This is a genomic window from Nocardioides sp. (genome assembly GCF_050699375.1).
Taxonomy (GTDB): domain Bacteria; phylum Actinomycetota; class Actinomycetes; order Propionibacteriales; family Nocardioidaceae; genus Nocardioides.
Map to the genome: position 1 here is coordinate 1 of NZ_JBOHDN010000378.1, position 12,254 is coordinate 12,254.

At 67.8% G+C, this 12,254-nt stretch carries 12 protein-coding genes and 1 pseudogene; 8 read left to right on the forward strand and 5 right to left on the reverse strand.

Annotated elements, in window-relative coordinates; translation table 11 throughout:
- Positions 1-276, forward strand: a pseudogene (locus ACRDPS_RS24805) (IS982 family transposase); the annotation flags it as partial.
- 119 nt (positions 277-395) lie between these two features.
- On the opposite strand, the gene ACRDPS_RS24810 reads toward ACRDPS_RS24805, so the two are convergent.
- Entirely contained in the window at positions 396-1,361 is a 966-nt protein-coding gene (locus ACRDPS_RS24810) for an NAD(P)-dependent alcohol dehydrogenase (RefSeq protein WP_431504342.1), read from the reverse strand.
- A gap of 97 nt (positions 1,362-1,458) precedes the next feature.
- On the opposite strand from ACRDPS_RS24810, the gene ACRDPS_RS24815 reads away from it, so the two are divergent.
- Together ACRDPS_RS24815 and ACRDPS_RS24820 are read left to right on the forward strand one after the other, a co-directional pair.
- Positions 1,459-2,139 carry a TetR/AcrR family transcriptional regulator gene (locus tag ACRDPS_RS24815; RefSeq protein WP_431504343.1) on the forward strand — a complete coding sequence of 227 codons (681 nt, stop codon included), beginning with the start codon at positions 1,459-1,461 and terminating at the stop codon, positions 2,137-2,139.
- Between the two features lie 28 nt (positions 2,140-2,167).
- The gene (locus ACRDPS_RS24820; RefSeq protein WP_431504344.1) at positions 2,168-2,647 is read left to right on the forward strand and encodes a hypothetical protein; all 480 of its coding nucleotides are present in this window, start codon (positions 2,168-2,170) and stop codon (positions 2,645-2,647) included.
- A gap of 1 nt (position 2,648) precedes the next feature.
- Here the strand turns inward: ACRDPS_RS24820 and ACRDPS_RS24825 are convergent, their stop codons facing one another.
- Positions 2,649-3,869 carry an FAD-dependent oxidoreductase gene (locus tag ACRDPS_RS24825; RefSeq protein WP_431504345.1) on the reverse strand — a complete coding sequence of 407 codons (1,221 nt, stop codon included), beginning with the start codon at positions 3,867-3,869 and terminating at the stop codon, positions 2,649-2,651.
- A gap of 69 nt (positions 3,870-3,938) precedes the next feature.
- On the opposite strand from ACRDPS_RS24825, the gene ACRDPS_RS24830 reads away from it, so the two are divergent.
- Together ACRDPS_RS24830 and ACRDPS_RS24835 are read left to right on the forward strand one after the other, a co-directional pair.
- Complete coding sequence (locus tag ACRDPS_RS24830) at positions 3,939-4,382, forward strand: TetR/AcrR family transcriptional regulator (RefSeq protein WP_431504353.1); 444 nt, start codon at positions 3,939-3,941, stop codon at positions 4,380-4,382.
- 251 nt (positions 4,383-4,633) lie between these two features.
- Positions 4,634-4,864: a hypothetical protein gene (locus ACRDPS_RS24835; RefSeq protein WP_431504346.1), complete on the forward strand. Its 231-nt coding sequence runs from the start codon at positions 4,634-4,636 to the stop codon at positions 4,862-4,864.
- 53 nt (positions 4,865-4,917) lie between these two features.
- Here the strand turns inward: ACRDPS_RS24835 and ACRDPS_RS24840 are convergent, their stop codons facing one another.
- Complete coding sequence (locus ACRDPS_RS24840; RefSeq protein WP_431504347.1) at positions 4,918-5,178, reverse strand: DUF255 domain-containing protein; 261 nt, start codon at positions 5,176-5,178, stop codon at positions 4,918-4,920.
- A gap of 56 nt (positions 5,179-5,234) precedes the next feature.
- Here ACRDPS_RS24840 and ACRDPS_RS24845 point away from each other — a divergent pair, with 56 nt between their 5' ends.
- The gene (locus ACRDPS_RS24845; RefSeq protein WP_431504348.1) at positions 5,235-5,456 is read left to right on the forward strand and encodes a hypothetical protein; all 222 of its coding nucleotides are present in this window, start codon (positions 5,235-5,237) and stop codon (positions 5,454-5,456) included.
- 472 nt (positions 5,457-5,928) lie between these two features.
- Here the strand turns inward: ACRDPS_RS24845 and ACRDPS_RS24850 are convergent, their stop codons facing one another.
- Complete coding sequence (locus ACRDPS_RS24850; RefSeq protein WP_431504349.1) at positions 5,929-9,399, reverse strand: S8 family peptidase; 3,471 nt, start codon at positions 9,397-9,399, stop codon at positions 5,929-5,931.
- Between the two features lie 174 nt (positions 9,400-9,573).
- Between ACRDPS_RS24850 and ACRDPS_RS24855 the strand changes: the two genes are divergently transcribed.
- Positions 9,574-10,575: a helix-turn-helix domain-containing protein gene (locus tag ACRDPS_RS24855; protein ID WP_431504350.1), complete on the forward strand. Its 1,002-nt coding sequence runs from the start codon at positions 9,574-9,576 to the stop codon at positions 10,573-10,575.
- Positions 10,576-11,213: 638 nt separating this feature from the next.
- Positions 11,214-11,846 carry an ATP-binding protein gene (locus ACRDPS_RS24860; RefSeq protein ID WP_431504351.1) on the forward strand — a complete coding sequence of 211 codons (633 nt, stop codon included), beginning with the start codon at positions 11,214-11,216 and terminating at the stop codon, positions 11,844-11,846.
- A gap of 80 nt (positions 11,847-11,926) precedes the next feature.
- Here ACRDPS_RS24860 and ACRDPS_RS24865 read toward each other — a convergent pair whose 3' ends face one another.
- Positions 11,927-12,187, reverse strand: a complete 261-nt coding sequence (locus tag ACRDPS_RS24865; RefSeq protein ID WP_431504352.1) for a DUF255 domain-containing protein — start codon at positions 12,185-12,187, stop codon at positions 11,927-11,929.
- Between the last annotated feature and the right edge of the window lie 67 nt (positions 12,188-12,254).

The window sequence follows — 12,254 nt, forward strand, 5'->3', positions numbered from 1 at the left end:
GGCCTGGACCAGGCCGGCCTCGATCTGCTCCGCAAGGCCCGCAAGGGCGAGAAACCCCGTCCGGGCCAGGAGTTCTTCAAACCGCTGCGCCAGGTCATCGAGTCGGTCACCGCGACCTTCAAGACCCAACTCGGCATCGAACGACACCGCGGCAAGACCATCGACGGTGTCTGTGCCCGCATCGCTCAACGAGTCCTCGCAATGACCGCCGCGATCTGGCACAACGACCGGCTCGGACTCACCGTGCGACGCTCACTGACCGCCTACGACCACTGAGACCCCTTGGAATTTGTCATCTAGCCCTGTTTCCCCTGGCGGGGCGCCCGTTCCGGGCTGAGAATCGATGCACGCCAGCCACACTCGCCACTTCGGTCCCGGGAGCATCTATTCACGGACTAGACGACTCTGACCACGTACTTTCCCTGCACGCCGCCCGCTTCCAGCGCCCGGTGCGCCGCTGCCGTCTCGTCCAACGGGAAGACGGTGTCGACCGCCGGACTGAGCTGCTTCTCGACCACGTGGCGAGCGAGGTCGTCGAAGGCCGCCCGGGTGGGATTGCCGCTGAAGAAGCGCACCCGGCCACGCCCGTGGACCGCACTGGCTGCGATGTAGCCCAGCGACGCCGCGGGCTGTTTCAGGTCGAAGGCGATCGTGACCATGCGCCCGCCGGGATTCAGCAGGCCCCGGAAGCTCCGCAGGTCGGTCCCCGCGGTATCCAGGATCACATCGAAACGGCCCAGGTCCGCCGGAACGACGCTCCGGTGGTCAATGGACTCATGCGCCCCGAGCCCGCGGACGAATTCGAGGTTGGCGGCGCGGGCGAGAGCAGTCACCTCGGCGCCGTACGCCCGTCCCACCTGGACACCCACATTGCCGACGCCGCCCGCCGCACCGCGCACGAGGAGTCGTTCGCCGGGCCGCAGCCCGGCCTTGTCCCGCAACGCGGTGACAGCCGTGGTGGCCACTGGCAGCGCGGCGGCCTCCACCAGATCGAGGCCGTCTGGGACCCGGCCGATCCGCTCCGCGGGCACGGCGACGTACTCCGCAGCACTGCCGAACCCCGAGGTGCGACCCAGGACGCCCCACACGCGCTCGCCGGCATCGAAGCCGGTGACTCCGGCGCCAAGGGCGGCGACCTCGCCCGTGAAGTCCAGACCGACGCGCTTGGGGAACTTCTGGCCGAAGAGGAGACGGAGATCGCCGGCACGAGCCGACAGCTCGCCGCCGTTGACGCTGAACGCGTGCACCCTCACCAGCACCTCGCCCCGGGCCGGCGCGGGGCGAGGCACCCGGTCCACGTAGAGCACCTCCGGGCCGCCGTAGCGGTCGTAGAGCACTGCCTTCATCGTATGGTCGTTCATCCTGCCTCTTCCAGCTGTAGTCGTACGTGGGTCTGACACAGACGGTAAGGTCCTAAATGGACGCAATCATCCGTTTGAGCGGAAGCGAGAGACAGTGATGGTGGAATCGTCTCGGATCGCAGCCCCGGAGGGGGTGCGGGCGGACGCGAGGCGCAACCGCGAGCGCGTCCTCGTCGCGGCCCGCACGGTCTTCGCCGAGCGCGGGATCGATGCCCCGATGGCCACCGTCGCCCGACGGGCCGGAGTCGGCGTCGCGACGCTCTACCGGCACTTCCCGACCCGGGACGCCCTCGTCCAGGGCGCGTTCGAGAAGCAGATGGAGACCTGTGGGCAGGCACTCACCAACGCCCTGGCCGCCCCCGACCCATGGCAGGGATTCCAGCAGTTGGTCGAGACCATCTGCGACCTCCAGCGAAAGGAACGAGGCTTCCCGGCCGCGTTCCTCGCAGCCCTCCCGGACAGCACCGCCGAGCACGCGCAGTCCCGGAAGCACGCCGAGCACGGCATCACGACCCTGGTTCACAGGGCCCAGGCGGCGGGTGCACTCCGGGCCGACTTCCACCCCTCCGACCTCGGCGTAGTCATGTTGGCGCACTGCGGCCTGGTGGCCGCCCTACCGGACGACGCCGAGGCCTCCCGGCGCCTGGTGGCCTACCTGCTCCAGTCATTTCGCGCCGACGCGACGCTCGAACCGCTGCCCTCACCGACGACTCTGACGCTGGACAGCCTCCCGTTCACCAGTGACAGCCCCTGGGGACGGCGACCTCCACGAAGCTGATCGGCAAGCCATCTGTCATGGTGGCCCGGTGAACCCGCTGGACGACGTCGGTCTGATCGCTCTCTTCCTCGGAGTGCCGATGCTGATCACCGGGGTCCTCGTGGCGCGCCACGTACTGCCCTCGACGCTGGACTTCGTGCTCGATATCGATGTGCCGGACGCGTGGGTCGTCTACAGCTTCGGCTCCTTGGGCGTCCGGACGGACGCGAGGCGAGCACGTGCCCGCAGGCGCGGCCTGGGCAAGAACGAGGTGTTCGCGGTGCTCGTGCGGCCGGACCGCTACGAGATCTGGGGACGGAAGGACACCAAACCGCGGTGGGAGATCGATCGACACCGCGCCGAGATCGACACAATTCTGGTGCTGGTCAGGTACACGTACGCCTGGGGCGGCCCCCTGCCCCGCCCGGAATACGAGCGAGGCATCCACATCACCGACGGCGAGCGGTCCGTGAACATCGTCCCGGCCGGCGGCTCGGTCGACTCCGCGCTCCGCGCTCTCCACCGCTGACTCAGCGGTCGCGGTAGACGAGCCCGGAGAGCCGCCACGCGAGCATCCGCCGGAAGGGCGGGAGCTTCGCGAGCGTGGACAGCACCAGGTTCCGTACGCCGCGCCGAACCCCGCGGGCGAGACCGAACCGAGGCAGCCGGTCGGAGAGGTCGATGACCTCCTGAGCGACCGGGCGGCGGCGGGCGCCATAGTCGTCGAGCAGAGTGTCGTCGAGCCCCTCCTCCGACCCAGCGCCGGGGCCGCTGGTGAGCACGGCGACGAGGGCGTCGCCGAGCACGACCGCGTCCTGGATCCCGGTGTTGATGCCCTGGCCGCCGGCCGGGCTGTGCACGTGGGCGGCGTCGCCTGCGATCAGGACCCGTCCCGCGCGGTAGGCGTCGGCGACGCGGTGGTGGACGCGGAAGCGCGATCCCCACACCACCTCGGTGACCTTGACCGGAGTGCTCCCGCCGCGCCGGTCGAGGAGGCCCTGGACGTAGTCGACGTCGGGCTCGGCCGGCGCCTCCGCGACCGGGGCCACGAACCGGAACGAGCCGTCGGGCAGGGGCGCGGAGACCAGAGTGCCCTCGGGTGAGAAGTAGAGGATGACCTCGTCGCGCGGCGCGTCGCCCTCGATGCGTACGTCGGCGAGGCTGAACGACTCGGCGTACTTGCCTCCCGGAAACCCGATCCCGGCCTTCTCGCGGACGGTGGAGTGCATGCCGTCGGCCCCGACCAGGAAGCGCGCCCGGATCTCGGTGCCGTCCTCGGTGGTGGCGGTGACGCCGGCGCCGTCCTGGACGAGGCCGACCAGGGTGAGCGGTCGGCGTACGTGGCCGCCGAGCTCGATGACACGCTCCAGGAGGACACGCTCGGTGACCGCTTGAGAGACCATCAGGGCGTACGGGAAATCGCTGGGCAGGTCGTCGAAGCGAATCGGCACCAGAGTCTTGTCGCGGTCGCGGATGGTGAACCGCGGCGCCTCGATGCCCTCTGCGACCAGGCGGGCGGAGACGCCGAGGTCGGCGAGGACCTCCAGGGTGCGGGCGTGGACGACGGCGGCACGGGAGGTGTTGTCACCGGTTGCCTGGTTGTCGATGACGGTGACGTCGATGCCGGCCGCGGCCAGCTTGGCCGCCACCGCCAGCCCGGTGGGGCCGGCTCCGGCGACGAGGACATCAGTGATGCGCGCCGTTCCGGAGCCGAGACCCGCGAGCGCATCCTCGCCGTCGCGCGGGAGCACTTCGCGCGGCAGGGATATGACCGCACCACCATCCGCGCGATTGCAGCGGAGGCGCAGATCGACCCGTCGATGGTGATGCGCTACTTCGGCAACAAGGAAGACCTGTTCACGCTGGCCGCCTCGATCGACCTGGCACTCCCCGACCTCACGACCGCACCGGCCGGCGAGGTCGGCCGGGCGATGGTCGGTCACTTCATGAAGATGTGGGACTCCGACGGCACCCTGATGGCCCTCCTGCGTCGCGCTGCCACCGATCCCGGCGCGGCCGAGCAGATGCGGAGCATCTTCGCCACCCAGGTCGCGGCCGCCGTAGCTCCGGTGTGCCCCGACCCCTCCCAGGCCCCCCGCCGCGCCGCACTGGTGGCCGCCCAGCTCATCGGCATCGCCCTAGGCCGCTACATCCTCGATCTTCCACCCATCATCGAGATGGACGCCGACGAGATCGTCGACTGGATAGCCCCCACCGTCGAACGCTACCTGACCGGCCCGCTCCCCGAGCCCACCAGCACCTGACCCATCTAGTCCGTGAATAGATGCTCCTGGGACCGAAGTGGCGAGTGTGGCTGGCGTGCATCGATTCACGGACTAGCGGGAAGGCGCCGCACTACGACGCAAGCCGCGGGCCCATCTACGGCGAGAGCTACGCCAACGTTCAGATCACCTCAGGTAGCGCCAAAGAGCTCGTCGATCGATTCCTCGCCGCCGCATACACTGTGGAGGACAACCCGCACCACCAACAGGAACCGAGTTGAGAGGAGCCCGACATGGTCTACATCGATATCGACGCCGACCTGAACCTGGTCGACGACGAGGACCGCAATGTCGCCCGCCTCCCCGAGCGCCGTCGGTTCCAGCCTGGTGGTGTCGCGGTCGCCGGCCGCCCAGGCTTCTGGTCGTGGGTGCTGATCGACGAAATCGCCGACGGCTCGGTCTACTTCCACCAGATCAGTGGCCGCGAAGCCGCGACCCATGGTGACCTCACCGCCTCAGCGTGACCAGCGGCGTCCTCGTGATACACGAAGTGATACACGAAGCCCCGGAATCGGCGTCATTCAACGATCATCGCTGAACCAATATATAGTGACATACCGCTTCTGACCAGCGGATTCTTTGAACTCGCCCAGTTCCTGAGCGTACGCAGAATCACGTGGCACCAATGGCAAGCGGCGTAGCCGACCGACAACAGCGCAGGTACGTCCCGCCGCCGCGCCTCCTCAAGCGCGTCGGGACCCCACTCCCACCAGTCCACCGGATTGTCGGCATGCTGAAGCAGGTAGGGCGAGGTCGCGTCCATGAGTCGGTTTGCCACAGGACCAGCCTCGCACGCCCGGAAACCAATCATGGCCCGGTCACGACAGTGGCGAGGTGGAGGCGTTCTTCGAGACCGCCGTCCCCGAGACGCGCGCGGTCTGGTTGCGCCTGACCCGGAACGGCGTCGAGCCAGCGTCGCTCTCCTCCGACGAGTTCGCCGACATCGGCCTCTGCTCCGGCTGGATAGACGACAAGCTCGCTACCGTCCTCAACCACTACGTACGCGCCGGCGAGGACGCCCTTAGCGACCCAGTCAGCAAGTTGAGCGAACGATGAACGCCCATACCCTTGATCGCGAAGAGGCCTACTGAGGATACCGCTCGTCGTGCCAGAACAGCCGACCGCCAGGTATCGGAATGTAACTCCCCGGCGGTGGAGTCCTAGAGAGTGGTGTACGACCCCGGTGGGTGTGTCGCTGAGGAAAACAGCGACGGCCCGCTCGATCGGCCCTTCCTCGGCCCGCAGCTCCTCGTCGATCCCGACTTTCGCGCATCGTTCGGACCCCTCGGGATCGCACTGTGCCGTGCTGCGGGCTGTGTGGTCACAGATCTGCGAGGTGAACAGCTCGAGTCCGGCCGAGGCCTGGTCGCGGCCGCCGACATAGAGACCCACGCCAGGTTGGTTGCCCTTGTGGCGCCTCATCTTGAGGCGAGCGACCACGGTCATGACCAGGCAGCAGAGAGGAGGCCTGGTCGGGAGCCGATGACCGGCCGCCCCGGCCCGAGGGTCAGGGCGACCGATCCGACGGTCACAGCGCGTATGCGCGAATGACCTCCTGTGTCACCGAGTTGCCCTTGCGGTCCGTGACCTCGACCTTGAGGGAGACGTGGCCAGCGCCCTGGAGGGGGCCGGCCACGACCGCGTAGCCGTCCTTCGCTGAGAGCACCGGGCGCTTGGTCCACGTCACACCGTCGTCGAGCGACACCCAGGCCTTGACCTGCTGGATCTCGGGGTCGTCCAGACCGTAGGGCATCCGCGGGTGCAGGCCGATGATCGGAGGACCGCTGCGCTTGCTCGGGCCCACCAGTGTGTTGGTGAGATCGACGTCGGCGTCGTAGTCGACCTGCAGCAGCGGTAGCGGGGTCTCGCTCTCCGTCGTGGCGCTGTCGAACTCCCACACGGTGCGCGTCTGCGTGGATGTGGTCCACAAGTCGTTCTCACGGTGGACGTCGAGCTCGAACCGCAACCGGGACTGCTGGGCCACCGAGATGGTGCCGAAGGCACGCGGACCCGTGGCGTAGAGCTCACCGTCCTGGTAAAGGCGGAAGGCCGCGCCCTCCGTGGCGTCGAAGGGGTTGAGGCTGCCATAGTGCACGCCCTCTCCGAGGTTGGAGTCACTGAACTCGAAGATGTGCACGTTCAGGGTGTTGCCCAACCGCGAGGTGGGCAGCCTCGATGCCGTGTACTCGTTCCCTTCCAGCGGACTCGGGGTCCGGGGCGAGGCGAGCCAGCTCTGCTCCAGCTCCGCGCCGGGCTCGAACCCGGTCTCCGGTTCCGAGAGCCTCCCACCGGAGGAACTGCTGGCCATGACGACCTGGGTGAAGCGGACCTCGTTGGCGGAGAAGACCTCGGCGCGCTCCGACGGCGCCGGGACGGGCTCGAACAGCGCCAGGGCCATGCCCTCCCACGGGAACCGGGACGGGACCGAGCGACGGTAGGTCTGGTCGGGGCTGTCGCTGTGGTAAGCCGTCTTCACGGTGGCGGTGTTCGTGCTGTTCACCTCGTAGGTGGTGTCGGCGGGGATGGCACCGTCCTCCGGGAAGGCGAGGGTCATGTAGGCCTCCGGGCTGCTGACCTCGAACTTCGTCCCGAAGCTGAACCCACCGAGGGTGACGGGCTCGGTCGGCGACACGTAGTACGGCCAATCGCCACCGATCCAGGTCTGCGTGAGGTTTCCGGACTCCTCGCCGGTACGGCGGTACTGGATGGCGTGGCTGACGACCTCGGCGTCCTCGTAGGACGACTCGGGGGTGACCTCGACGGCCTCACGTGCGTCGAAGGTGAGGTGCGTGTCAGCCGTGATCTCGATCTCCGGGTCACCCATGAGCGCCTGGCTCGAGTAGGCGTGGCCGTCCTCCCCCTCGGTCCTGATCATGGACATCACGCTGTAGGTGCCCGGAGGGACCTGGATGGTGGCGACACCATCGACAAAGGCGGTGCTGGAGCGACGGAAGTCGCTGAAGTTGGTCGCGTCGAGGACGGCCACCTGGCTGCCGGCGGCGGCGGGCTCGCCGTTGCGCTGGATACCCTCGACGGTGATGTCATAGACCTCGCTCTCCTTGATGAAGCCGGCGGGCGTGCTGGAGATCCGGTTGCCGTCCGCGTCCGTCGCCAGGAGTTGACCGCTGAAGGTCCCTTCACCACCCAGCGTCCGGTCGAGCGTCACGCTGACCTGTGCGGAGGATCCGGGCGCGAGGTCCAGGGAGGACGGCGCCACGGTGAGCATGCCCGCCGGTGCGGCCTTACCCTCGTCGTCCATCAGCCTGGTCCCCAGGTCGACGGAGACGGACTCCTCACCGAGGTTGGTGTAGGTCAGCTCCTTGGTCACGGGCGTCGCATCATCGTGCGGGTACTCGAAGTTGCCCATGCTCAAGGTGGACGGCGTGGTGACCACCGACGTCTTCATGGCCTGAGCGAGGTCGAGCTCGCCACCGCCCTGCTCGAAGACCGAGTCCGAGGAGTTGGGGGTGGCCGAGTTGACGAGGGCGCTCTTGAGTTGCGCGGGGGTCCAGTCGGGGTGCTCCTGCTTGAGCAGGGCCACCGCGCCGGCGACGTGGGGCGACGCCATCGAAGTTCCGCTCGTGGAGGTGTAGAAGTCGTCGACGGGGCTCCCCATGGACGTGCCGGACGCCCGGGCTGCCTGGATGCCGACGCCGGGGGCGGTGATCTCCGGCTTGATGGCGAAGTCGCCCAGGCGCGGGCCACGGCTCGAGAAGTAGGCGAGTTCGTGCTCCTTGTCGACCGCGCCGACGGTCAGCGCGGCGTCCGCGGTGGCCGGGGCGGTCAGCGTCGAGCTACGCGGGCCGTCGTTGCCTGCAGAGACCACGAAGAGCACCCCGTGTTCCTCGGTGAGCTCGTTGACCGCGAGGCTCATCGGGTCGGTGCCGTCGGTGTACCCGCCACCGAGGGACATGTTGATCACATCGGCGTCGCCCTCGCCGACGGCCCACTCCATGCCGGCGATGATGTCCGAGTTGGCGCCGCTGCCGCTGTCGTCCATCACTTTGCCGATGACGAGGCTCGCTCCCGGGGCCACGCCCTTGCGCAGCCCGTCGGAGGCTGCGCCGGTGCCGGCCGCGATCGATGCCACGTGGGTGCCATGACCGTGCCCGTCCTGCACCGAATCGTTCGAGCTGAAGTTCTTCGACGCGACGATCTTGTCGGCGACGTCCGGGTGGTTCTGGTCGATGCCGGTGTCGAGCACGCCGACCTTCATGCCGGTCCCGGTGTAGCCGGCCGCCCACATCGTGGGGGCACCGGTCTGCGGGACGCTCTCCTCCAGGGAGACCTTGACCTTCTCGTCGAGCCAGATCCGCTCCACGCCGGCCAGGCCGTCGACAGTGATGTCGGGCGTGGACCCACTGGAGCTGCGCCCCTGCGTGTCCCCCTTCGTGGCGGTGGGCTTGACGTCGCGTGCAGCCTTGCCGAGCAGGCGGCCGAAGCTTTCGGCCTCGCCGTGGGCAAGCGTGCCGGCAACGGAGTCGATGCTCGCGAGGCGCTGCTCCACCTTGAGTCCGGGCGGGGTGCTGGCGCCGCGACTGCGCGCGTTGCTGCCCTCCTTGCTCTGGACGATGACCGGCAGGCCGTCCACGGCGTCATCGGTGTAGCCCTGCTCGACCAGCGAGGCGACGTTGAAGAGCTCGCGGTCCAGCAGCGTGCCCACCAGCGGCGCCACCTCCGAGGGGATGACGTAGTACCCCTCGTCGGACTCGACGGTCTCGAAGACGCTGGTGACGCCGCGGTCCTCCACGATCGCGCTCCCAGGGCCCTCCTTCAGGGCCGTCCAGTGCACGACATCGCCGGTGATGAGGGTGATCGATCGCGAGACAGCACGATTTTCCGGGTCACCGTCGAGAGTCCTCACCGTCCCCGCACCGGTTCCCGTGGCTCTGGCGCCGCTCGCCGGGACCAGCACGCTGCTCACGAGGCCAAGGACCACGGTGAGGACCACCACCCCCCATGCGGGGATCGGTACGAGGCGAAGGGGCTGATGCGTCATCGTCGTGCTCCTGAGTGTTGGGGCGGTCCGGTCGGTCTCCGAGAGGCTGATCCGTGGATGTCAACCGGTTGAATTGATCGAGTATCGCCGCGCACATCACCGCTCACCAAGAGGGTTGCTAGTCGCTTTTGCGACAACTTCTGAAACACGACAACAGGTGGCACACTCAGTGTGATGAGCACCGACCTGCAAACTCTCGGGCTGACGGCGCATGAGGAAGAGCTCTACCTGCTCCTCGTCGACAGCCCGCCCATGACCCGTAAGGCGTTGAGTCTGCTGTGGAACCACACCGACAGCGAGTCCGGCGCGATGCTGGTGAGCAGGCTGGAGCAGCACGGGCTCATCACCACACTGGCCGGCTCCCCGGAACGGGTGGCCGCCATTGCGCCCGACGTCGCCCTCGCCGACCTGGCCGAGCGGCGCATCGCCGACCTGGCCGAGGCCAAGGACCGGGCCACGGCGGACCTTCGGGACCGCTGGGTTCAGGTCGAGCACGGAGTGGACGCGCGGGACGTCATCGAGATCATCGTCGGTCGGTCGGCGATCCACCAACGGGTCCGGGCCATTGAGCGCGAGGCGCACCAGATCCTCGCGTTCGACCGCCCTCCGTACGCCACCGAGCAGATGGACAACCCCCTCGAGAACCGCAAGCTGCAGGAGGGGTGCACCTACCGCAGCGTGTACGAGGGATCCTCTTTGGAATACCCCGGTCAGATGGAATCGATCCGGGGGGCCGTCGGTCTCGGCGAGCAGGCGCGGGTCCTGTGGGGGGTGCCGATGAAGATGAACGTCGCTGACCGGAAGATGGCCATCGTTCCCCTGGAGACTGCACCCGAGACCATCGAGGTGGCAGTCGTCGTCCACCCATCCGCGCTGTTGGACTCGCTGTGCGTGCTCTTCGATCTGCTCTGGGAACGAGCGACGCCCTTCGGTGACCCGAACGCCGACGACACGACCGCCCCCGTGACGACGCTCGACCGTGAGCCGGGACAGGCCGCACTGCTGACCCTCATGGCGGCGGGAATCCCCGACAAGGCCGTCGCTCGTCAGCTCGGCGTCACCGAGCGCACCGTCCAGCGCTGGGTCCGCGCGACGATGGCCGAGCACGCTGCGCACACCCGGTTCCAACTCGGCCTGAGGGTCGGGCGGGGCTCATCCCCGGTGGCTGACTCCTGAGGCCAAGGTGCCCTGAGGGTGAAGGTGACCGTCGCGATCCGTGGGCGCGCCGCCGACTGAACACCAAGCGGCCGGTGATCGCGGAACGGCCACGATTTCGCGCCGTCGGTCGAGGGCATCAACGGCTCAATCCGCTCCTACTGAGCGTTGGCCAGGACTCGTTCACGAGACACGTCGACGGCAAGTCAGTCCCATACCGCTGAACTTAGGAGACACGCCCTAGGCGCTCGGCGACAAGCCGCTCGATCGCGGCCGCCGCGACCTCCACGTCGGCCACCGCCCGCTCAGCCTGGGCCCGGTCCTCCCAGGCGACCTCGACGTCGACCGATGCCTCGTCGATGCGCCGCTCTCGGGCCAGCTGCTCGGGGTCCAGCTTCAGCCGTCGCTCCCGAGCCGCCTTCAGCCGGGCATCCCGAGCCCGATCTCGACCTGTCTGTGCCTACGCCGACTTCCCCACTGGGAACCATCCCTTCCTTGCTCGGACCGTCACGGGAATCCTCCGCGGTCGGGAGCTTCTCCAAACGTGCAAGCTGGTGTCCGACGGCCTTCGTGCAAGCGGTCCCTGCACAAGCGAGGCCTACGGCGGCGACGTCCGACTCGAAGGCTCGATCCCCGAGCAAATCACCAGAGCCGCCGGCGTGATCGAGGAGTGGGTGCCGAAGGTGCGGGCGCTGGCGCCGAGCGGCCGATTCGAACCGCGCCCGATCATTCCCCGCAACGTGTGGCTCGAGGGCCTGGTCAACGCCGTCCTCCACAGGTCGTACTCGATGGCCGGCGACCACGTCAGAGTCGAGATCTTCCCCAACCGGATCGAGATCGAGAACCCAGGTCGCTTCCCTGGGCTCGCCGATCCCACCAAACCGCTCTCGATCAGCCGCTACGCCCGCAACCCCCGCATCGTCCGAGTCTGCTCCGACCTCGGGATCGCCCGGGAACTCGGTGAGGGGATCAAACGCATCTTCGGCGAGATGCGGCGGCTCGGACTCAGTGACCCGATCTACACGCAGACCAGCGGATCAGTTCGCCTCGTCCTTTCGTCGGCAGACGCGCTTCCCGACGACGTGCGCGCCGCCTTGCCCAGCGGCGCACGGAAGGTGCTGGACACTCTCCGGATGGAGGGCCGCCCGATGAGTACGGGTCAGGTCGCTGATCTTGCCGGAATCACTCGCCCCACGGCGGGCCGTCACTTGCAGACTCTGCGCGATCATGGGTTGGTGGTTTGGGACGGCCAGGGGCCTAAGGATCCGCGCGCCTCTTGGGCATTGCGCTGATCTACTGCAACAGCCACTTTCCAGTAGAATTTTTCAGTAGACGCGGCGTCCATGTGATACACGAAGCTCCGGAATCGCTGTCATGCCGCGATCCGGGCCGAATCGATTCGAACCGAAATAGTCTTGCTGACCTGGATGTTCACTGAGTCTTGAGAAGCTCTGAGCGTACTCACAATCGCGTGACACCAGTGGCAGGCGGCATAGCCAACCGAGAGCAGAACAGGTACGTCCCGCCGCTTCGCCTCAACGAAGGCATCCGGTCCCCACTCCCACCAACCGACCGGATTGTCTGCATGTTGAAGGAGATAGGGGCTCGTCGCACCAGCGAGACGGTTGGCCATTTCCATCACTCCTAACGAGCGGCGTGTTGATCGCGATCGGGTCCGTGATCAACCAAGCAGATCCTGG

Coding starts and splice junctions, on each gene's coding strand:
- ACRDPS_RS24810 (WP_431504342.1), bottom strand. CDS start 1,361: ATGAACGACCATACGATGAAGGCAGTGCTCTACGACCGCTACGGCGGC.
- ACRDPS_RS24850 (WP_431504349.1), bottom strand. CDS start 9,399: ATGACGCATCAGCCCCTTCGCCTCGTACCGATCCCCGCATGGGGGGTG.
- ACRDPS_RS24835 (WP_431504346.1), top strand. CDS start 4,634: ATGGTCTACATCGATATCGACGCCGACCTGAACCTGGTCGACGACGAG.
- ACRDPS_RS24865 (WP_431504352.1), bottom strand. CDS start 12,187: ATGGCCAACCGTCTCGCTGGTGCGACGAGCCCCTATCTCCTTCAACAT.
- ACRDPS_RS24855 (WP_431504350.1), top strand. CDS start 9,574: ATGAGCACCGACCTGCAAACTCTCGGGCTGACGGCGCATGAGGAAGAG.
- ACRDPS_RS24830 (WP_431504353.1), top strand. CDS start 3,939: ATGGTGATGCGCTACTTCGGCAACAAGGAAGACCTGTTCACGCTGGCC.
- ACRDPS_RS24815 (WP_431504343.1), top strand. CDS start 1,459: ATGGTGGAATCGTCTCGGATCGCAGCCCCGGAGGGGGTGCGGGCGGAC.